At 66.6% G+C, this 22,087-nt stretch carries 13 protein-coding genes; all 13 read right to left on the bottom strand.

The features are described from left to right. Positions 1–9: 9 nt before the first annotated feature. The 13 genes from ACX4ZE_RS01290 to ACX4ZE_RS01350 all read right to left on the bottom strand — a co-directional run bounded on the left by ACX4ZE_RS01290 (position 10) and on the right by ACX4ZE_RS01350 (position 21,624). Positions 10–2,214: a DEAD/DEAH box helicase gene (locus tag ACX4ZE_RS01290; RefSeq protein ID WP_480271378.1), complete on the bottom strand. Its 2,205-nt coding sequence runs from the start codon at positions 2,212–2,214 to the stop codon at positions 10–12. Further along, positions 2,211–3,518 (bottom strand): BREX system ATP-binding protein BrxD, encoded by a 1,308-nt coding sequence (brxD, locus tag ACX4ZE_RS01295; RefSeq protein ID WP_480271638.1) that lies wholly within the window; start codon positions 3,516–3,518, stop codon positions 2,211–2,213. The genes ACX4ZE_RS01290 and brxD overlap by 4 nt, the downstream gene beginning before the upstream one ends. 5 nt (positions 3,519–3,523) lie before the next feature. After that, entirely contained in the window at positions 3,524–3,655 is a 132-nt protein-coding gene (locus tag ACX4ZE_RS01300) for a hypothetical protein (protein WP_480271379.1), read from the bottom strand. Beyond that, on the bottom strand, positions 3,652–6,483 hold the full coding sequence (gene pglZ, locus ACX4ZE_RS01305) for a BREX-2 system phosphatase PglZ (protein WP_480271380.1): 2,832 nt from the start codon (positions 6,481–6,483) through the stop codon (positions 3,652–3,654). Before pglZ ends, ACX4ZE_RS01300 begins: the two co-directional genes overlap by 4 nt. Beyond that, positions 6,483–10,421 (bottom strand): BREX-2 system ATPase PglY, encoded by a 3,939-nt coding sequence (gene pglY, locus ACX4ZE_RS01310; RefSeq protein WP_480271381.1) that lies wholly within the window; start codon positions 10,419–10,421, stop codon positions 6,483–6,485. Before pglY ends, pglZ begins: the two co-directional genes overlap by 1 nt. Then, on the bottom strand, positions 10,421–10,696 hold the full coding sequence (locus tag ACX4ZE_RS01315) for a hypothetical protein (protein ID WP_480271382.1): 276 nt from the start codon (positions 10,694–10,696) through the stop codon (positions 10,421–10,423). The genes pglY and ACX4ZE_RS01315 overlap by 1 nt, the downstream gene beginning before the upstream one ends. Positions 10,697–10,957: 261 nt before the next feature. Beyond that, positions 10,958–11,416, bottom strand: a complete 459-nt coding sequence (locus tag ACX4ZE_RS01320) for a hypothetical protein (protein WP_480271383.1) — start codon at positions 11,414–11,416, stop codon at positions 10,958–10,960. A gap of 42 nt (positions 11,417–11,458) precedes the next feature. Then, positions 11,459–11,593: a hypothetical protein gene (locus ACX4ZE_RS01325; protein ID WP_480271384.1), complete on the bottom strand. Its 135-nt coding sequence runs from the start codon at positions 11,591–11,593 to the stop codon at positions 11,459–11,461. Beyond that, a complete protein-coding gene (locus ACX4ZE_RS01330; protein WP_480271385.1) occupies positions 11,590–11,919 on the bottom strand; it encodes a hypothetical protein in 330 nt (109 codons plus the stop codon). The genes ACX4ZE_RS01325 and ACX4ZE_RS01330 overlap by 4 nt, the downstream gene beginning before the upstream one ends. A 120-nt stretch (positions 11,920–12,039) precedes the next feature. Then, complete coding sequence (gene pglX, locus ACX4ZE_RS01335; RefSeq protein ID WP_480271386.1) at positions 12,040–15,669, bottom strand: BREX-2 system adenine-specific DNA-methyltransferase PglX; 3,630 nt, start codon at positions 15,667–15,669, stop codon at positions 12,040–12,042. Beyond that, complete coding sequence (pglW, locus tag ACX4ZE_RS01340; RefSeq protein ID WP_480271387.1) at positions 15,666–20,231, bottom strand: BREX system serine/threonine kinase PglW; 4,566 nt, start codon at positions 20,229–20,231, stop codon at positions 15,666–15,668. The genes pglX and pglW overlap by 4 nt, the downstream gene beginning before the upstream one ends. Positions 20,232–20,379: 148 nt before the next feature. After that, entirely contained in the window at positions 20,380–20,553 is a 174-nt protein-coding gene (locus ACX4ZE_RS01345; RefSeq protein WP_480271388.1) for a hypothetical protein, read from the bottom strand. A gap of 312 nt (positions 20,554–20,865) precedes the next feature. Next, positions 20,866–21,624 carry a ferritin-like domain-containing protein gene (locus tag ACX4ZE_RS01350; protein ID WP_480271389.1) on the bottom strand — a complete coding sequence of 253 codons (759 nt, stop codon included), beginning with the start codon at positions 21,622–21,624 and terminating at the stop codon, positions 20,866–20,868. Positions 21,625–22,087 lie beyond the last annotated feature (463 nt).

Here is a 22,087-nt window from a genome sequence, read left to right on the forward strand (position 1 = left end):
TCGGCTGGTTTACGTCGTGACATGCCATCTCGTCGGCTCGGCCAGCACAGCTCGGGCGGTAGGTACGTCGGCGAGCCGGGCGGCGACGCTCGCTGTCGCCAGGTGTTCGGGCAGTAGTGCCGAGAACTCGAGTCCGGCGACGGTCCTGGGATCGACGCCGGGCAGGGTGAGCCGGTCGGGATCGATGGAATCGATGGCCGCCTGCCAGTTCCGCGGGGTCAGATCATCGCGGAGCCGGATAGCGAAGTCGTTGGGGCGTTGGGCCGGAGCTGCGATGGCTTCCAGGGTTGCCGCGAGGGTGGCGTTCGCGCGGTAGCCCGCCCAGGTCCACCAGCGGACGCCGCCGGCGGCGGCAGTGATCAGCGTGGCGTCGGCGGCGACCGTTCCGGCGCGGCGAGCGCGTTCCTCGGCGAGTGCGCGCTGGGCGCGCCGGGTCAGCGATACCTCGGGGTCTTCGCCCAGCAGCACCGCGCGCATTGCGCGTGCCAGTTCGGCGGACAGGCCTCGAACGCCGGTAGCCGACCATTTCGCGATTCCGCCGCCCTCCGTGGGTTCGACGAAGGCGCGTCGCCGTTTCCAGTCGATATAAGTGACCCGCCAGTTGCGGCCCGCGAGCAGCAGGAGCCGAGGTCCGGGCCGATTGTCGGTCAGGATCGAGGGGTCGGTCCGGCCGATCTCCTGTCGTCCGGCGAGCACGGTGAACTGTGGTGGTGCGGTGAACGAGGCGGTGAGTTCGAGAAAATTCCTTCTGCCGAAGCGCTTGTCGGCTTCCGGGCCGATGAACAGCAGCCCCTGGTCGGAGTCGAGGTACCCGGCGGTGACCAGATGCGCCACTATCGGTTCGGCGGATCGGTCGAAGGGCGGCAGATCATTCCATTCCCGCCACCAGAGTCGATCGCCCAGCGTGCCGTGCTGCAGGGTGACCGCGAGCAGTTGTTGAGCGACGAGATGGCGAGGTTGTGCGGGCGGGGTGACGGGTTCGACCCAGCCGAGGTTCCACAGCAGCAGCAATCCGGCGGCCTGGAGCAGGGCATCCGTGCCGGTGGCCAGGAACAGGCAGTTACGAGTACTGCCAGGCCTGCGTCCGGTGCGGCCGATGCGCTGCAGGAACGACGCCACGGTAGCCGGGGTGTCGATGTGGATGACGCGATCCAGATCGCCGACGTCGATGCCGAGTTCGAGAGTGGAGGTCGAGACGATCACGCAGTCACGGGCTTCGGAGAAGGCCTGTTCGGCGCGGGCGCGTTCGTCGGCGGACAGAGAGGCGTGCGAGAGGAACACCGTGACCGCGCGCGCTCGCAAGGCCGCGCCCAACTGCTCCACCTGGCGGCGGGAATCACAGAAGACGAGCCGTTTTTCGCCACGGTGCAAGGCTGCGATCACCGTGGCGGCATTGTCGAGCGAGCCGACGTAGTCCAATTCCACCTCGCCGGGCGGACGTCGGGCAGTGATGCGAGCCGGGAAGAGCTGTGTCGGAGAAGGGTCCGACGAAGACGCGGCATTATCGGCGGGTGCAGGAAGGTCCGGGGCGACGACCGTGCCCGGCCGTTTCCCGGCGCCGGAGCCCTGCAGCCAGGTCAGCAGGGCGTGGGGATTGCCTACGGTCGCGGACAAACCCACGCGCTGGATCGGACGCCCGACCACTCGGTGCAGCCGTTCCAGCACGGCGAGCAGATGCCAGCCGCGATCGTCGCCGGCGAAAGAGTGCACCTCGTCGATGACGACCGCCCGGATGCCGCCGAGGAGTTCGTCGTGTTCGGTTTTCACCCCGATCAGCATGGCTTCCAACGATTCCGGGGTGGTCAGCAGGATATCGGGCGGTTCGCGGCGGATACGGTCGCGCTGGGATTCGCCGATATCGCCGTGCCACAGTGCCGCGCGGCGGCCCACCCACCGCGCGTAGCTGTCGACGCGGGTGGCGAGGTTGTTCAGCAAGGCTTTGAGCGGGCACAGATACAGCACCGATACCCCGCGCCAGTCGTCCCGGCTCATCGCGGTCAGCAGCGGGAAGCACGCGGCCTCGGTTTTTCCGCCTGCGGTGGGGGCGAGCAGGATCGCGTCCGCGCCACGCAGCAGCGGATCGATCGATGCTTTTTGCAGCGGGCGCAGGTCGGGCCAGCCCAGGGTGTTGACGAGATGGTGGACTACCACCGGGTCGAGCCGGTCGACCGGATCGACTGTTGTCTCGAGCCGAGCCTCGGCTTGGTTGTTCACAGGTCCAGATCGATATCGTCGGCGTGGACGAGATTGCGCTCGGTGTCGGTCAATTCGGCGGAGCCGACCGTGAGCCGATAGTGCTGTCGGGGATCGAAATCGGGGAACTGATCGATGCGGTCGAGCACATCGCCGACCAGCTTCTTGAGAAACAGCCGCGGTGCGACGCCCACCTTGCCGCCGAGCGACCCGGTTACCGCCCGCGCCAGATCGGCGATATACGCGTCGTCGGCCACGGCTCGCACTCGGACGCTGTGCTCGCTGCCTTCGGCATACAGGCCGCGAATGGTGATCCCGACAGCGGTGAGTGAATCGAGGGTGAACCCGGGCAAGCGCATCTGCACCGCGCGCGGGTTGTCGAACCGCGCGTCGGTGGTGAAATCGGTGGCCAGCCGTTGCGCCAGCGGCGGCAGCCGTTGCACGCCCTGCTGCCCGTCGAAGAAGGCGGGAGTGCCGGTGATCAGCAGATACATTCCCGGAAAGCGGCCGGAATACACCTCGTCGATGAGTTGGCGCAGCGCGTTGAGCGCTTTGTCCCGCGCATCGGAGCGCACTCGCTGCAAAGTCTCGACTTCGTCGAGCACGACCAGCAGGCCCCGGTGGCCGGAGTCGCGCAATACCGTCAGCAGGCCCTGCAGGAAGCCGAAGGCGCCGAAATGATCGAGGTCGCCGCGCACTCCGGCGGCTCGACGGGCGGAAGCGGCGACATTGGGCTGCCCGCCCAGCCAGGCCAGCACAGCTGCCGCGGTGGCCTCGTCGCCATGAAGTACGGCGGTCCGGTAGCCACGAACGGCTGCCGCGAACGACGGGGCGTGCCGGGAGACTTCGGCCAATCGCGCGGACATGAGCTGCTCGACGGCCGCGGCCAGATCGCTTTCGGCGGCGCCCGCCGCGATGGCGTCTTCCTCCAGGGCGTAGAACCAGGCGTCGATCACCTGCCGCAGCGCACTGGGCGGAAAGCTGGACGTGCTGAGCCGTTCAGTGAGCCTGCGATAGACCGTTTCCAGCTTGTGCAGCGGCGTCTCCGTTTCGGAGATCTGCACCTCCGCGACGGCGAAATTGCGGCGTTTGGCCCGTTCCCCGAGCCAGCGGGAGAAGAACGTCTTACCCGATCCGTATTCACCGCGCACCGCCTTGAAGACCGCGCCGCCTGCCGCGACGGCGTCGAGTTCGGCGTCCAACGCGGCCTCGAACCGATCGAGCCCGGTGGCGAGCAGGTCGAGCCCGCTGTCGGGGACGGCACCTCGGCGCAGTGCGTCGATCACGGCCCTGCGGCGGGCCGTGCTCACCGAGAGCGGCCGCACATTACTCACCGGGCCAGTCTCGCACGCGTGGTGTCCGGTTCGGCGGCGGTCGGCCGGGTGTGGACCGCCGATACCGGTATCGGTGCGTGCCGCGGCCGCGCGTAGTCGCGTCCGGTGACGCGTCTGCGGTCTGTCATCTGGGTAGCCTGAACTGGTCCCGCAACAGCTCGGTGTGCAGCCGCAGCGTGCGGCCGTCGCCGAGAGTTTCCAGCACCTGGACTCCATCCACATTGAGCAGCTGGACGAGGATCGCGGCGAAGCCCCGTGCGCGGTCGGGCAGGTGACCCACACGCTGCGCCAGGGCCGTGCTGGACTGCGGTCCGTCGAGCAGGGCGCGGATCGCGTTCTCCAGTTTGGCGATAGCCGGCTTGCGCCTCAGCTGTCCGAGTTGCGCTTCGAATATTTCCGAGGCGAACAGCCGGGCGATCAGTACGTCTGCCGGATTCGTAGCGACCGAGACGGGTTCGGCGGCTGGTTCGGCGGACATAGGGATGTCCAGCGAGATCTGGTTGGTGAGTTGTTCGCGGACTGTGCGGGTGATCCGTCGTTTGGCGGCGGTGGCCGCTGCTGGCGCTTCGGTGACGGGCTGGGTGGTTTCGGACGGATCGGTCCACCATAGCGGTCGTTGTTCGCCCAGCTCGCGCCACCCTGCGGGCGGTGGCGCGCCGAACGGCAGGAAGGCGAGCACCGGGATGGTGATCTCGGCAAGGCTTGCCCCACCGTGGTATCCCGCCTGCTGTGTGCTGTAGCGGGAGTCGCTGTCCCAGAGAGCGACGATCGAGGCGCCGGATTCTGGCCAGACTACGCGAGGACCGTGCAGCGCGATCTCGCTGTCGGCTAACCGGTCGCCGGAGGCAGGCAGGCGGTGACGTGCCGAGGCGGCGGTGCGAGCCTCCACCGGCGTCCCGTGCCGGTCGACGACATGACCGTGGTCGCTGGTGATCAACACGACCATACTGTGTGCGGTGGCGGCGCCGACGAGCGCGCGCAAGTCTCCGATTTCCCTCGCTTCCCAACCGGAGTCGTCGAGTTTGCTCTCTTTCGCCAGGCGATCGTCGATCGTGTTGAGTACCACGGCGACATGCTTTTTCGGGTCGGCGAGGGCGGCGTGCAGGTCGGCGCCGAAACGGTCGCCGGGCGCGCTGCGCAGGTCGTTTTTGTGAAAGACCTGCGCGTCCTTGTCGCCCCAGAACGGCTGCGCGGGGAAGAGGCGCTTCTCGGTCGCCTGATCGCCCTTCCGCAGGGCGCCGGCGAACAGCGAGGTGCGCGATACCGCGGTCAGACTGGGCAGGGCCGCGGCCATGGTGCGGCGGCAAGACTCGCCCCGGCCGGGCAGCGGATCGTATTCGGCGAAGTTGCCGCGCAATTCGCCGGCCAGTTCGGTGGCGATGGCGGCGCTCATTCCGTCCACGACGATCAGCAATACTCGGCGGGTGGTGGCGAGTGGGCGCACGATGCGGTGCAGAAAGGTCTCGACAGTGAGCATCGAACCCGGATCGGAGCCCGATTCGGTCCATATCGCAAGGGTTTTCGCGAATTCTCGATCGAATTCGCGGCGCAGTCGCCTGGTTCGGGCGATCAGGGTGCGATAGGCGAGCCGCAGGGCGGCGTTTTCGTCGCCGCCCGCTTCGAGGTAATCGAGGGCGCGATCGGCCCACGCGGTATCGCGCATCTGACGATTCAGCGCCGCGGCGACGGTATCGGTGGTCGGATCGGGGTCGGTGTGCAGCCAGCGGGTGAGCCGTTGCGCCATCCGGACCCGGCTGATCCGCACCAGATGGTCGGGTGCGAGATCATGCTCACGCAGCCACGTGACCGCCGCGTCGATCTCCTCGGCCCGCCCGCGACCGAGGGCTTCGCCCGCGGCAGTGCAGCGAGCCGCCAGGCCCGCGGGCAGGATCGGGCTGTCCGTCGCGGCCGCTTCGGCGCCGAATTGCCGAACCAAGGCCTCTGCTCGGGTGAGCGCGGTATCGGCGATCTTGCGAGCTCGGCGCGCCTGCTCATCGGCCTCGTCGTGGAGTTCGGCGCCCGCGCGGGCGCGGACCAGCAGGTCGCGGACGTATTGCTCACAGGTGTGGCCGAATGCGGCCAGCAGGCGGTCGAGTGCCTCGCCCACCACAGGCGGCGGGTCGCCGAGCCAGCGTTCCACCCGCCCACGCGCCTGGTATACGGCATTGCTGGGGCTCGCATGCTGCCACAGCGCCGCGCACACCAGCCCGTAGGCGACGGCCTCGGTACCGTGGCCGGTGTGTGCCAGTGCGGTTACCATGCGGCCGGTAGAGCTGGATTGTTCTTTCTCGCTGAGGAATTCGGTGATCCCCTCGCGCTCGGGGGCACGCAGGCCGAGCAGCAGTGCTTGGCCGTCTTGGCGTTGGGTCCAGTCGAGCAGAGTGAAGGGGTCGATGCGGTCGCCGACCGGGCCGAGATCCAGCCTGCGCGCGGTCAGCGCGGCCAGCGCCGAGGCGCGGGTCAGCGTTCCGCACGCCAGTTCGGCGGGCCAGCCGTGCGCGCCGGTGGCGTCGAGCAGCGCCTCACAGGCCCAGTCTTCGCGGCGCAGCCACTGATCCAGGTCCTTGGCGCCGAACGTTTCGCGCACGACGTCCCAGCGGTCGACGGTGTGCACGCGAGCGCGGTGGGTGCGGGCGAGGATCGCCGGATCGAGGTCGTGTTCCTCGACGTCGGTGAGCACGACGAGCACGCGCGGATCGGAATCGGTCTCGTCGGCGTGGGCCAGCACTGTTTCGTGCAGCGCCAGCGGTGAAGCCGCGGCCACCACCCGTGCGTGTCGGTCGCCGGTGAGGTCCAAGACGGCCTCGCCTTCCCACACCGGTTCGCCTCGTAGCAGCAGTGTCACGGGAGTGCCCGCGGCGCCGAGTACGTCCGCGAGACGTTTGTGTGCGCAGAGATAGTGGGAGACTGTCGTTCGCGACAGCCGCAGGGCGGTCGGCGCGATGGTCCGCAGCACTATTCCACCACCCGCCAGAGGATTTCCACTGTGGCCGTGGGTTCCAGTTCCGCCAGTTCGGCGGCGAGGGTCGCGGCCGCCGCGCCGGTCGGGGCGGTGTACTCACCGTAACGGCGGGTGGCGCGCGCCCCGGTGCCGAGGGGCTGGGTAGTGCCGGGCTGCGGTGTGCTGCGGGCCGCTGGCGGTGTGCTGTCGGTTGCCTGCGGCATGGTGCCGGTCATGTCGAGAGCGATGTCGTCCGGTCCCGGCGGGGCTATACGATCCGGTGCGATAGGAGGTTTCGCGCTCGTCTCCTGCTGCCGTTTGCGCTCGGCCTCCTCACGCAGCCTGCGGGTGGACAGTGCGGTGACCTCGGCGTCCGTGCTGCGCAGCGCCTCGGCCAGGTCGGCGGACCGCTGGTCGGCGCGGGCGACCGTGCGTAGTGCCTCCAGCAGCGCGTCGCCTTCGGGGCCGAGGTAGCGGGCCTGCTCCAGATTCGCCCACGCGGTGTGGGTGAGTGCCGAGATCACCTTGTCTGCCGATTTGATCGAGGTGGCGTAGCGGCCCGGAGTGAGTTCGGCCAGTTCGAAGCGGGCGAGCGCTTCGACGGTCTTCTTCGCGCCCGCGGACCCGCCGCTCGCTGCGGCGAGGGTGGTCAGCAGATCGACCGCACGGCGGGCGATGGCAAGGCGTCCCCCGGACGCGGTGTCGTCCAAGCCGAGGAAGTCGGCATGCTTCTCCAGCTGTTCCACCAGCCGGATCGCCGGATCGTGGTATTTCGTCGCGGCACTGGTGATCTGACGGGCGAACTGCTGTACCAGACTGCCCCGGCGCAGCGTGGGCGGCTTATCGCCGAAGATCACCTCGAATCGGTGGCGGGCGGTGTCCCATTCCGCTTCGCTGGGCAGCGGCTGGGTGCGCAGCGCGTCGCTGGACTGGATCTTGGCCAGCTCCGGGGTGTCGATGGGCACGCCACGCACCCAGACCCGATCGTCCATCTCAGCGAAAGACGCCACCACCAGGTGCGCGATGTGCCGTTCCAAACCGCGTGGTTCGGGCAGATCGGTCCAGTCGGTCAGCGTGGTTACCGACAGATCACCAGTGATGCCCTGGTTCTGCGCGGTTTTGCGGAAATGGTCGGCCCAGCGCCGCGACAGCTCGAAATAGGCTTCTTTCTGCTGTCCCAACCCGAGCGGCTCGGCGATCCGACGCAGCAGCGGGCGGTCTTTCGCGGGTACCTCCACTCGCCCGTCCCTGGCTTCGGCGGCGGCACGGACCTGGACGAACACGTGCTTCGCCTCGGTCGGTTTCACGGCAGTGCCCGCGGCGTCCGGGTCCAGGTTCGGGTGGGCGGGGTATTGGTGGGCCAGCAGTTTGCCCGCGACGGTGCGGATGGCATCGTGCAGGGATTGGCCGATCGAGACGGTCAAGCCGTCGATATCCGGCAGCGGGTGGAAGTGTTGGTCGAGATCGTCGGTGACGTCGTTGGGTTTGCGCTCGGCCAGCCCGTAGGCCTGCTTGAAGGTGGCGAGCACCTGTTTGCGCAGCGTTTCGCGCTGGGATTCCAGCAACTGCCTGGCGCTGGCCCGATTGTCCTGATTCAGGTGCTGGGCGTACTGGGTGTCGAACCGGTGCGGGTCGGCCAGCGCCTTGGTGACCACGAGCAGGCGGCGGAAATCCTCCCGGCGCGGCTTGGTCAGATGGGTGGGCAGCCAGGCCACGGTGCGAGGGTGGTTGCCGCTCTGCTGTTCCCGCAGCCGCCGGATGCGGTCGGCGTCCTCCACCGGAGTATGGATGCCCTCGTCGTAGGGTAGGTCGATGACGATGCGCCAGCGACCTTCGATCGTGGGGTGCAGGTCGTAGTCCGGCAGTGCGTCCTCGTCGCTGACATTGCCGAACACCACCTCGACCACGCGGTGCGACCCCCGCCAGACGAAGCGCAGCTCATCGGCATCGTAGCGGCCATCGGCACGATCGAGCCCCAGTTCCGCGCAGAGCAGGTCGCGGGCCAGTGCCGCCCGGTTGGAGGGGTTGTCGTTGACCTCGGCATTGGCGAGCACCGACTCCACCTCGACCCCGGACAGTTCCAGGCGCACACCTGGATTGAGATCGGTGCCGGTGGGCTTGATCTCCGGGAACCGGGAGGCCCACTCGTCGATCATGTCCTTGATCACGCCCTCCTCCCGGCCCGGGATCATGGTCGTGATCGAGCCGTGGTTGAGCGCGCCGAGCCGGCGAATGGTCAAGTCCCGCAGCGCGGGCACACTCGGCGCCAGCGCCGCCAGCAGCACCGTGCAGGCCAGCCGGTTGTGACCGACGAACTTCTTGCAATTGCCCGCCAGCCTGGCGTCGGTCATGGTGTCGCGGCGATTGAGGTAGGTCTCGATATCGTCCTCGGTGACCTCGCAGGTGCTGAGCAGGTAGGGCCGCAGCCGCGTCTTGTACAGCTTGTCGGCCGCATCGAACAGCACCTTCTTATCGGCGACGAACGGCCGGTTGCCGCCCCTGGAGAGCAATTCGTAGAGGTCGCCGAGCGGCACCAGGTCGCCCAACCGCAGCTCGTCGCGGTGGTCGGCCAGTAGCTGGCCCATGATTTTCAGGCCGGTGCGCGAGCGTTGCAAGGCTGCCGAGATATGCACCAGAGTGTCGAGAAAGGCGGGAGAGAACGGGTAGCTCAACCGGAAAGACGCCTCATCGGCGCCGGTGGTGCTCTCGTCCGAGCCGAGCAGCGTATCCCACACCTTGGGCCCGAGTTTCTTGGTCCGCTCGAACGCGGCGTCGATCTGCGCGGCCGCCGCCGCGTCGCGCGGCTTCAGCAGGCGGGCGTGCGCGATCTGCGGTAGATTGCGATCCTCCAGCCGGATCAGCTCGAACCGGCCGGAGGCATGGTTGAGCGCGTCCTGAATAGCGGTTTCCGCTGCGCCCGCGAGCTCTTCGCCGACCAGTTCGCGCAGATCGCGCTGGCGTGCGATGAACGAGACGATCGGGATGGCGCGGCGGGCGTCGCCGCCCTCGCGGAAGTTGGTGATCTTGCTGGCTTCCCTGGCCACTCGTTTCTCATCGTGGATGAGGCTGGCCAACCAGAGGATCAGCTCGTCGAGGAACAAGATGATGGCGTCGTAGCCGAGCGATTCGGCATGCGCGGCAATCACACTGAGCCCGGCGTCGAGAGAGATGAAGCCGCACTCCTCCTCGGCGGCGCGCTGGGTGAACCCGGGCAGCAGGGTGGTGCTCGCATCGTGCACCAGCTTGGCGCGCAGCTCCCGCGGCGTGGCCGGACGCACCAGGTCGAGTCCGCTGCCGTCCTCGGCTTCGTCGGCCGCGAGCGCGGTGTCGACGCGCTGCGTGGTCCAAAACGCCGCCGCCTCACCCCATTCGTCGTCCTCGGCGGCGCTGTAGTCGCGGTTGAGCGCGTCGAGGAACTGCTGCTCGCCCATAGTGGCGCGCAGCTGCCGCAGATCGGTGAACAGCGCGTCGGTGCGATACACCGGCGGGATCGGCGCCTCGGGATGCGCGCGTCGCACGAACTCGACATAACCGCCGAGCACCCGCTGCTCCATGGCTTTGGCGTCGATCATGTGATACGGCACCATAAGAAACTTCTTGCCATCCGACAGCAGCCATTCGTGCTTGGTGAGCAGCGAATCGAACTCGTCGCGGGCGCGGGCCGCCGGGATGCCGGACAGCAGGGCGTACAGCACCGCCATGAAATGCGATTTACCGGCGCCGAACGAGCCGTGCAGGAACGCGGGTTTCGAGGTGTTGCCGTCCATCGCGGACTTGATCAACGCGAGGGCCTCGTCGAAATTGCCCAGCAGCCGCTCGGTGAGCACATAGTCCGCGACGGCCTTGGTCGAGCCCGCCTCGGTCACCGCGTCGGCGAGAGTGAGCACGTAGTCGGAGCCCGCTACGTGCTCCTGGATATCGATGAGGTCGCGCAGCAGCGGAGGCCTGCTCATCAGTTGTCTCCTCCCCCTGGGGTGGTGGCGGTCTTCTTCGTCGTGGCGCGCTTGCCGCCGCGGGTGGCCGGCTGCGGGCGCCGATCGCGCAGGTCGTCGTCGGTCACGCCGTGCTCGTCCGGTGTTCGCGGGGGATAGCGTCCACAGGAAACCACACGTCGGGGTGGGGTGTCGCGGGCTCGGGCATGTCTTGACAGTAGTCCCCACGCCGTCGCCGACGTCCGTATCGCACCGTACTCGGTGACGACGCACTGTGTTGTGGTCGCCTCGTACATCGGATGCCTGCTCGGCGTAGAGCTGTTCGATAGGTCACAGTCCGGTTCGGTTGCGCACGGGGGACGGGGCTGTCGCGGCTCGTTGAGTCGCACTCGGCTCTGGTGCGGGTAGGGATGTGTTCCGCCACTGACTGTTCGAGTGCCACAGAAGCAGGATGTACTGTGCGGGCGTGATTTCCGGTTGGATCCGTACAATGCGCAGGTGTCAACGGAACTCGTGTCGAGGCTTCGTGATACAGCGGGTATGGTTGCCCGGTCCGATCAACGCATCAGTTCGGCTTCCCATTCGGCGTAGCGTCTTCGCATGGCCGTGATGCACTCCACCGCGACCTCGTAGGCGGTGAAGTCACGATCGGGCATCTGGTGGAGGTACGACAATGACTCAGCGAACATACGCGGGTCGAATCCGGGATTGTGTGCGACTGCGACCGAGATGAGCTGTTCGCGTGTGTAACGCTCGCTCATGAGGACCGCGTCGATATCGAGATAGTCTCTCGGCGCCCATCGGTTGAACAGCGCAGCCATTTTGCCTGCCACGGCGTCGTCGGGGTGTAGGACCGGTCCGACCTCGAGCAGAACCGGTGATCGGGACCGCCAGAACACGCCGAGGTCTACCTTGGATGCCTGCCCGTCCGGATAGGTCACCGTCATCTGCACCAGGTCGGGAGTCCGACGAAAGACGGTGACGGTAAGTCCGGCCTCGCCGAATGCGGTGGTCACGTCGTCGGCTACCGTGCCTGGTGTTCCGCGTTTGTCGCAGAACTAATCGAGGTCCTCGGACGGCCGTGCGCCCATTCCGTGCAGCGCGACAGCATGGTCGCCGCCGAGTACGAATCCGCGGTTGCCGACCGCGTGCGGTGCGATGCGCGCCAGTTCTTGTTGGCGTGGATCCCTCAAGCAGCGGCTCGAAGCTGCGGGAACTTGCTCTCCCACAGGGCGCGTACCGGTCGCGCCGGCCGCATCTGCGGCCAGATGGCGGTGAGCAGGCGCCCGTTCACCAGTTCCCGCAGATGCCGCCTTGTCCCTTCCTCGAGGACAATCTTGTAGGCTGCGGTCCGGTCGTAGGCGTCAGCTAAATCGAACTCGGTCCGGCCGCCCCACGCCAGTTCGACCGGTAGCCGGAGTACACCGTGTTCCGGCCCGCGCAACTCCACTAAAGAGTCGACGACCGCATAAGGTCTGACCTCAGCGAAGCTGAACGGCACACCGGCATGATCGGGCATGCTCACAGTCTGCCGGACATCTGGTGGCACGTAAACCTTCCTCGAAGGCGTTGCCGTCGCACGTGGTTTCGATGAGTGTGAGGATTCGGTCGGAGTTGCCCGGCCGCGGCGGCCTGCTCATCAGCTGTCTCCGCTTGCCGGGATGGCGGCGGTCTTCTTGGTCTTCGTCGCGGCGCGCCTGCCGCCGCGGGCGGCGGGTCGCGGGCGCCAGGCACGCAGATCGTCGTCGGTCAAGCCGTGTTCACCTTGCATGGTGCGCCGATCGCCCGACAGGAACGTCGCGGGCGAGATGCCGTAATCCGGGTCCGTCTCGTGGTGCCACTGGTCCAGCCACGGCTGCAGTTCCAGCAGGCCGGCCAGCAGCGGGGTGATCTCCTCGGTGGACAGGCTGTGCTCGGCCAGGTGGATGGCGATCGCCATGGCCTGCTCGCGGTGATCCCAGCCCGCCCAGCCGTAGAGCTGCGGGGTGGCGGTATTCGCCGAACCATAGGAGATGAACCGCTCCTTGGGCACATCCAGTTTGCCGCGCGCCTGCCAGTAGGAGGCGCGCAGGAAATCGGTGGAGGTGTACTTGGGCGGCACCGGGATCGCGGCGCGGAAGGTGTTCTTCTCGTGGCCGTCCGGCATGGCGTCTTCCTGGCGCTGCAGGTCCCAGACGTGTTCCCAGTCCTTGCGTTTCTTCAGGCCGGACGGTTTGTAGCGCAGGGCGGCCAGGAAGGGAACGTGTTCGATGGTGATCAGGTCGGCCACTACCCGCGCCAGTTCGGTGCGCGGGGCGTACAGGGCGGCTACCGAGGCGAAATCCGCATCGGCGGCGAGGCGGTCGGTGAGCCGGGACAGGGTGAGGATCTGCGGTTGGCCATTGTCGCCGAACCACAGGTCGCGGGACTCCATGCGGTCCAGGAGCCAGGAGCGGAGAGCCTTCTCTTGCAGGGCATCCCAGCCTTCGGTGGCCCAGCGGCGCTTGTACTCTGGGCGCTCGATCATGCCGATGGCGCGATTGGATTCGATCATGTCTATACGGCGTTGGACGACCTGTTTGTATGAGTTCGGCCAGTGATCGGGGATCTCGGTTGTTGGAGTCGCGTTATGGCGAGTGAACCAGTCGTCGGGAGCCTCCCCCTCAGCGATGCGGCGGGCGAGGATGATCTCAAAAGCACGCTCGCCGAAGCTGATTTCAGGTATATTGTTTCCGGCCGCGTATAGCTCTTCGGCGAGTAGGCCGTATATTGAATAAACCTGCCAGTCCAGCTCCTCTTGTAATGCGATCATACGGTCACGGGTAGTCTGCCATTCTTTCTTGCTAGCACGGAGCTGGTTTGCATCAGGTGTTTCGGCATTCGCTGAAGATTCTGGAAGTACCTGCTTTGCCTTGGATGCTAGCTCATCCAATGCTTTTGTCGTTTGCAACGGAAATTGATTGGCAACAGGGAATTGCTCGAGCTTCGTTCCTGTGAACTCATAAAAGTCATCGAAAGGAACACGTGTCTGGCGTGCTCCTTTCGAGTCGACAGTACTTCCCTTGTTGTGGCTCACCATCTTGAGCCAGAAGCAGGCGGTGGAGCTGTTGAGCAGCCCGAGCAGCCGTAGATGCTCCTCCTCGCTAGCCCCCTCCTGAAACTTGATCACCGGCGCGGAACGGTTGAACACCTTTCCGCCTCGGTCGAGCACGAAATGGTTATGCGTCGCTACGAAGGCGAAAATCAGAAGGAATTTGCTATTGAGGCGGTCGTCTTTATGGAACGCGTAATCTGACCATGACATACCGCGATCTTCCTTGGTCTTGGAAAACATAAGACTGCGTCGAAGAACGGTGCGTCCGGGCCACATGCTCTTCTTCTCAAGTTCGGATCGCTGAGCGGTTGTGGCATCGGGTGGGAAAATGGCGACGGCTCCAATTGAGGTATCCCAGTCGCGAACTTGGTCTCCTTCGACAAAGGGGCGCAAAGGTCGTCGTTGATTCATGATCCAGGTAGCTGTCGGAGCAGGAGAGGTAAATAAATCATCATCGCCTGTAATCGCCGAGAATCCTGTTGATTCTATGACATTAATGAGCCTTGAAGTTAAACTGTTCTCAAGCGATTCGACCATTTCAAGTCCACCGTCAAGTAGAATCCACGGCTGCTTGTTGAAGTATCGCTCTCGGTCGAGATCGTCCACCGAAACCCATTGGCTCGCACTGGGCGCTGTGTCGATCTGGTCGATAATCGCTCGCCAGACCAGCCCGTTCTCGGCTTGTTCCGGTGCTTTGGGTTCACCTTGCACGCTTCGGACCGTGCGGATGGTCGAGGCGCGGCTCTTGCCGGAGCGGCGGGTGCCGACCAGGATGACGGTGGGAGTGCCATGGCCGGGAATGTAGGCCCCTGAGGTATCGATGACTTCCGTGAGTTCCACAGTATGAGCGAAGAACTCCTCGATCAGTTTGGTTCCGAACTCTCGCTTCATGAAGGAGTTCGAGGTGATCTGCCCAACACGCCCGAAGCCGCGTCCATCGGCATCGCCGAGCTTGGCGAGCTCGAAGAACCGTTGTGCGAACGGAACCGACAGCGCGTATTTACCGGCACACGCCTTGTACAGCCCTCGGTAGATCTCGTTGAGATTCTTATCCTTCACTGTGATATACGGCGGATTGCCCACTACCACGTGATACCGCCCCGGCTCCAGAATCTTCGGATAGTCGTGCACATCCTCGGTGGCGTAGGAGAATTCGGCCAGCGGATCCCCCTTCTCGCCGTCGAAGGTGAGTTCCAGCTGCCGTGCCTTGATGAGCGAGTCGCCGATGGCGAGCTTGATCGGCCAGTCGTAGCGGGCGGCCTGTGCGAGGGTGCGGATATCGGCGGCGGCCATGGCGGCTACCAGCAGCCGGAAGCGGGCGATGGCGATGGCGAAGGGATTGATGTCCACGCCGTGCACTGAGTTCAGTGCCGCCCGCACCCGCTCGTGCCGGTCCTTGGTGGGCTGTTCGTCGGCCCAGCGCCGGGTCAGCCGTTTGAACGCGCCGAGTACGAAGTGTCCTGAGCCGCAGGTGGGGTCGATGAGCTCGATGTCTGCGTAGCCGAATTCGCCGATGGCGGGTTCGAGAGTGCGGTCGAGGATGAATTCCTCGACGAACTCCGGGGTTTGCAGCAGGGCGTAGTGCTTGCGGATGTTCTCGGACAGGTCTTGGTAGAGGTCGCCGAGGAAGCGGGTGTCCCAGCCGGTGCCGCCGTCGTCGTCCAGCGGATCGGTGAAGTCGTGGACGAGGGCGCCGTGTTCGTCGCGTTCGCGCCAGAATTCGACGAGGGCGCGGGCGCCGTCGTGCGAGAGCGGGATCTGATAGAGCGCGTTGTGCGCGGGATCGAACAGCAGGGTGCCCGCCTGGCCCGCGCCGAGTTCGGCGAAGGCGCGTTCCAGCCAGCCACGGTAGGTGGGGTCGGGGTCGGATTCCACGTAGGCGTCGTAGCGGGCCTGGGCGAGTTCGCGGCGGTCGGCGGTGGGGCCGGTGAGATACGGTTCGGCGATCAGCCGGTTGTCCTCGCAGAACCGGACGAAGACGGAGCCGAGCACCCAGGCCACGGCGACCTGGGTGAGGCGCTCGGTCAGCCAGGTGCTCTCGGTGGCGGCGGTGCGGTTGAGTTCGCGGGCCAGCGCCCATTCCTCGTGCAGCCGCGCCCGTGGCTCCGGCAGGGCGCGCAGCTGCTGGTCCAGGTCGTCTTGCACCGCGTCGACCTGCTTCTTCAGGTCGGAAAGCACTGCGGCGCGGTCGATCATGCTGGGACTCCTGTATCGGGTGCGGGGGTGGTGCGGTGCACATTGCGGATCCACGATTCGGGCAATTGGATCCATTCGTTGAGCGCGGACTGGTACGGCACGGTTACCGCGGCCAGGTGCGGTGGGTGCAGCGGATCGGCCTGCGGGCACAGCAGCCACAGGCCGCCCCGGCCGCGGCGGGCCTGTTCGGCCAGGCGACCGAGCACGCCCATGGCGTGGTAGCGGGCGAACACCATGGTGTCGGTGAGCAGCAGCGGGCCGTCGCCCGCGATATCGGCGGCGATCTCCGGCTCGATACGGGCCCACGCGGTGCGCACGTATTCGGAGAACTTGAGCGCGGCGCGCGAACCGGGTTCGGCGATATCGGCGCGCAGAATGGTGCCCCAGGTGGGTTTACCGCCGGGCGGAACCAGGTCGTGCAGCACTGCCAGCAATCGCGCGGTCGCCGACATCGGGCGGGCGGCGAACCGCTCCCGCAATTCGGCGATGGCGGCGGAGGTGGCGGTGGCGGGGGAGGTGGGCGTGGTCAATACTCGGAAGCCGTCGCGCGGTGCGGCGCCGGCGAGTAGTTCCTCGGCGCGGGCGGCCATGGCCAGGTCGGGGTCGTCGGAGTAGCTGCCTGCGGCATGCGAGGTGACGGCCGAGGACCAGCGTGGGGTGTGCTGGGTGACGCTGGATTGAGAATCGGCGTGTTCCGGCAGGTAGCGCTGCACCCGGTTGTCCGGATGTGTGGCCACTACCAGCGCGAAACCGGCTTCCCGCAGGGCTTTGGTCAGTTCCGGGGTGGGCTGGTCGCGGTCGCCGCCCGCGATAGTCAGCTCGGGGAAGCGGGCCAGGATTCGCTTGAACACCTGCTCGGCCCGCAAGCCCGGCTGCTGCGCGAGCGGCAGGCCGGGGGTCATGGTGAAGAGCCCGGCCTGGGTGAGCCGGACGGCCCGCACCAGCGGCAGATCTCGCGGATAGATCTCCAGGCGCGGTGTCACCGCCGCGTTCCTGGACGCGCCTACCGCCACCTGCACCAGCCGCCGCTCGTCCAGAGCGAGGGTGCCTGGGGGCGGAGCGATGGCGGCGAGCCGGGCCAGTACCGTCGCCGCGGTCGGCAGTGTTTCCTGTGTGGCCAGCGCGTCGGCCGCCTCGCCGAGGCGCAGGGCGTAATTCGCCAGGGCGGGGGCCGCCGGAGTATTCGGGTCGGCGTCCTCGCCCGCTCCGAGGGCCAGGACGACCACCGGCTGGGCTCCGATATCGCGTTTCTGGACCACGGACAGCTGTACTTCGTCGGAGGCGAACTGCTCCGTTTCCACCACCACCCGCACCGCCGCCAGGCCGAGCGCGCGGCGCTGCGCGCGCTCGTCCAGTCGGGTGCCGCGCCGGGCGACCAGGGCGTCGGCCAGTTCGTTCGCGGCCGCGACCCGGCCGAAGCCCGCGAGGAGTTCGAACACCTGCTCGCGCAATGCGCTCACCGCAGGATCTTTCTTCCACTGCTGCCGCTGCGCTTTCAGCAGCTGGGCGATGCGGGACGGGGTCAGGCCGAGGGTTTCCGCGACCGAGCTCTGCGTGGGCCAGGCATCCAGCTCCGGTAGGTCCCCCGCGCCCGGAATGCGCAGCAGTCGCGCCAGCACATCCACCTTGGTGGCGTTGGAGCCGTTGTTGTTCCGTTCCGGAACGAAGCGGTCGGCCAGTGCGTCCAGGCTCAGGGTGCGCAGCAGGTCCGTGCCGAGATCGGCTTCGGCGGCGTCGATCTCCGCGCGCGCCTGTTCGCGGGCCGCCGGGGTGAGCGGGGCGGGCTCGGCGGCGCCGAGGCGTTTGCGCCACTGTTTGAGCCGTTCGTGGATCTCGCGGCGGGCGCGCACCCCGAGTCCGGGGGCGTTGATCAGCGTGGTGCGGCCGTAGTCGAGCAGTTCGCCGACGGTGGTGACGCCCAAGCCGTAGAGGAATTGTTCGGCGGCCGGGGTCAGACCGGCCTGGGACAGGTGGGTGTCGTGGGTCGCCTGTTCGGCGATCGCCTTTCGCTGCTGCTCCGGTGGGATCGCGTCCACTTCGGCGGGGGGGCGCGGGTGCGCGCTCAGCGGCCGCGGCGGCAGCGTCCGGGTCAGGTCGAGGAAGATCTTGCGCCAGGCGTCGCGCATGGGTTTCAGTTCCGGAAACCGCTGCGCGACATCCCGATGCAGCGCCTTGCGGAAGAACGCCACCAGGCCGTCGCGCACCGCGGGATCGAACGCGTCCGCGGCGATGCGCGGGTACGGGAATTCCGCTGCGGGCAGCTGCCGGGGCAGCACACTGCCGTCGCCCCAGCGCGGCAGCTCGCCCGAGGCCATTTCGTGCAGAGTCACCGCGAGGGCGTAGCGTTCGGCGTGCGCGTCGTAGACCGATCGGGACAGGGTGCCGATGAACGGGTCCAGATAGCCTGCGGTGCCCGCGTCGGTGTGCTGCACTGGATAGCCGGCCAGCGAGAAATCGATGAGCACCAGCTCGCGGGTACGGTTGGGGCGCACCCGAATCGCGATATTGTCCGGTTTCAGGTCGCGATGCCAGACGCCTTCGCCTTCGAGGAAGTCGATGACGCCGAACAGGTAGTCGCTATAGGTTTCCAGCCTGCCCACCGGCAACCGGCCGTTGTCACGCAGCTCGCGTGCGACGGTCTCCTCGGTGCGCTGATTCGTCTTCGCGTCCAAGCCCTGCTCGTCGCCGACATATTCGAGCACCAAGGCGGCGTGGCCGCCGATGGTCTGCACCTCGGGAACAACCAAGCTGATCACGCCGGAATGCCGCCGCAGATTGCTCAGCACGGCGGCCTCGCGGGCCAGCGACTCGCCCCGGTCGTCCGACAGCGCCACTTTCAGCACCACATACGCTTTGGCGCCGCGGTGCTGCCGCGCCTGCAGGTCGTGGACCAGCAGCGCCCGGCTGGTCGATCCGGTGCCGAGGCGGCGGCGTACCAGCCAGCGCCCGGCCAGCACCTCATTCGGCGCCGCCTCCAGCGGGTTGTGCTCCGCCTCGGCGGCGGTGCCGTCTTCGGGCGCGGTGAGGGCTTCTTCCACATCCTCCAGTAGTTCGAGGAAATCGTCCATGGCGGTGAGCCGCTTGGCCGGTTGGTAGTCGGTGGCCGCCGCCACCAGCAGATCCATATCCTGGGGCAGGTTGTCGACCAGGGCGCCGGGGCGCAGGTCTTCGCCGGATTCCAGGCGCGCCAGCAATTCCGTCTGCGTGCTCGCCGGGGCCTTGCCGGTGATCAGCAGATAGGTGAGCATGCCCAGCCCGTACACGTCCATGGCGATCGGGTCGGGGGCGGCCGCGGCCAGCTCCGGGGCGAGATAGACATCCGAACCGGTGGACAGATGCTGCGCGGACAGGGCGGTCGGGGCATGCCTGGTCATGGTCGGCGCGGTGCCTGTCGACCGTTGCGTGGCCACCTGCCAATCGGAGATCTGCAGCCGCGGCGCGCGCCAGCGTTCCGCCTCGCCGCCACGCGGGAGCACGTGAATCGAGCGAGCAGACAGCGCGCGGTGGTACAGCCGTATCGAGTGTGCCGACTTCAAGGTCTCCGCCAATTGGCGCACCAGGGCGACGCGGTCGACGATATCCAGCTGATCGCCGTATTGGGCGAGGTAATCGTCCAGGCGCAGAGTATCCGGATGGTAGCGGAAGATCAGCGCGGGGCCGGTCGAATGGCCGGACGGGTCGAACAGCTCCAGTTGCGCGACGCCGGGATGTCGGAACCTGCGCAGCACCGTGGCTTCCCGTCGCGCCGCCGCATCCACCGACGCGCGGCTCTGCTCGTCCGCGCCGCGCTCGCGTAGATAGATCCGAACCCGTACCTGTTCCCGCAGCTCGGTGTGGGTGGCGCGGTAGTCCTGCCAGGTCGATCCGGCATCCAGCGGCTTGCGTTCCAGCCGGTAGGGGCCGACGGTGAAATCGGCGTCGCTGCGCCGGATGCCCACCCGCTCTAGCGCCTTCCCCATGGCCTTGGCCCGCTGGTTATCGATGGTGTGTTTGACATCCCGGACCGGCGCGTTCAGCCGGTCGAGCAGTTCGCGGATCGTGTGCGTGTTCGCTCGATCGCCCACACCGAGCTCGAAGCGCAGCCTGGGATTGGTGAGGCAGACCACCGGGTGCACGAACACCCTGGCGCCGTGCTCGGCGAGCAGGCCGGCCAGTTCCTTGCTTTTCTGGTTCGCCAGATGCAGTGGATTGCGGTGGAAGCGGCGGCCGCCGCGCTCGAGGGTCTGCACCCAGTCGCCGCCCTGGGATTCCAGACGCCCGCTCCAATCCTTGAGTTCGATCAGATACACCCCGTTCGGGGCGATGACCAGCAGATCGACCTCACGGATATGGCCGGTCTTCGCGGTGAAGGTGAAGTTGGACCACGCGCGCCACGGAGCGAAGTCCGGCAGCTTCGTCCGGATTGCCTCCAGCCCCCGGCGCTCGTGCTCGAAGCTCGACTCGGTGACCGTTTCCCACCGACCCTCTTCCATACGCGCGCAGTCCTGTTCTCCTCGTTCGTCATGCCGCCGCCCCACCCCTGCCCGCGGTAGACCGTCGGATGTCTGCACCGTCGTCGCCATACCGGCAGACCAGGACGCCCCTGGGATCCGACCCGTACTGCCGACAAGCAGACTAGCGTGTCGAACCCAGCTTGCGACGACTCGGCGGCGACCTCGGATCGAGACCGGTGCGGCAGATCGAGTGATCCAGGCCATCGAAGTGGACCGGTCACCGCAGCGAAGCGGCTGCTCCGTCGGAGAACATCGAGTCGTGCAGCTCGATACGGTCGGGTTGCGTATCGGCGGGCCGGCCGAACACCACCTGGGCGGTAATCGTGTTGCCGAGGGACTTGGTTGCCGAGGCAAAGCCGTACGGGATGCCGGAGATATTGCGCATGGTCATCGATACGCCGGTATAGCTTGCGCGGTCCACTGCCGGTCGGTGAGGTCGCTGCCGCACTGACCCGGCCGCAACGGTTGTGCAGCCAGATGGCGGTTCGCTAGGGGAGCAGGATCGGCGGGTGATCGACCTGACAATGCAGATCAAACACATCGAGGCTACCTGACCGCCGGCGTGAGGAGTGGTCCGCTGATCGGTGGGCGCCGGGTGCGAGAGCACGGTCCGGTGGTGTCTTCTCGCGGTGACGTCTACATGAGACCGGTTCTCATGTCGACGTTTTCGCCTTCGAACGCCCCGAAATAGCCGACCTCCCTGTCACTCGGCATAGCCGACTGACTGTCCGTGATCGGTGATATAGCCGACGCGGGTACCCGCTCGGGTCGACACCGAATCGGCCGATACCGGCCGGAAGAGGGTGAGCACATCAGCGACGAATCGAATTCGGGTAACACCCAACCGGCATAAGGCTCGACCATGGTCCGCGGCCACCACTGTCAGTGCGCCGAGTAGCACGACCCACCAGGTTGCGACCGCCGCCAGACGCACCGGGCGCGAACTTCTCGCGAACGAGGTGCGTAGCTGCTGACGATGGAACGGGACGTGCCGTATTTCGTCGGCCAGGATCAGCCCAGCGACCTGGGTGGTCAGCGGATCGTCCGTGCCATCGCGCAAGGCGCGGTAGTACCGCAGCGCAATGACTTCCGCAACGGTCAGCACCATCAACTCCAGCCGCAGTCCCAGCGCCCGACGCAGTGCCATGAAAAATGAGTCACTCCAATGCGAGGTGATCGTACTGTGTCCTGCAGCGGACAACAGCAGCTCCAACATCCGCGCGTGACCGGCTTCTTCCGCCACGAACAGACGTACTGCGTCCACGTACGTTGGGTCACCAGCCTGCTTCGCCTTGCGGATGAGCGAGGCGCCGTCCCCGTTCTCCCCGACCTGGAACCGCTGCACGCTGCGCACGACCGCGGCATCCAGTCGAGCGCCCTGCGCCCACTCGGGCTCGCCGGCTACAGCACGCCGCGTGGCTTTCTCCGCGAATTCGAGAACCCACTGTGAGAAATCATCCACGCCATCCATCGTCGTCCCCTATCCCTCTCGCCGAGAGTACGAACGCTACCGGCCGCATTACTGAGTTCATAGCGGACTGCCGATGAATGCTGTTCTTCCGCAGGAATTTCCAGCGCATTTCCAGTCTGGAACTGGGCCATCCCGTGTGTCCGTGATATCGGATCTCCACCGAAGCGATGTCGCTCTGGCTGATATGACCGCCGAGCAGACCCGTTAAGTCCTCGCCCCCCGAGGGACCATATCGTCTGTGCGGTTGCCGGTGGTGACGTGGCGAAGTGTACTGATCAGCGACAAACGGAAGAAGCAGGACTCGATGAGTCCACGTCGGACTGCTCGTGACAAGTCAGGAAGGGGTGTGAAGTACTTCGATATCACCTGGCCGTGTGATCCGGAACTGCACTATATGCCGCCTGTGGCGGAACTGCTTCCTGACGCTTGCCGTCGTATAGAGCGCGGTCAGTGC

Source organism: Nocardia sp. TBRC8007 (genome assembly GCF_056629435.1).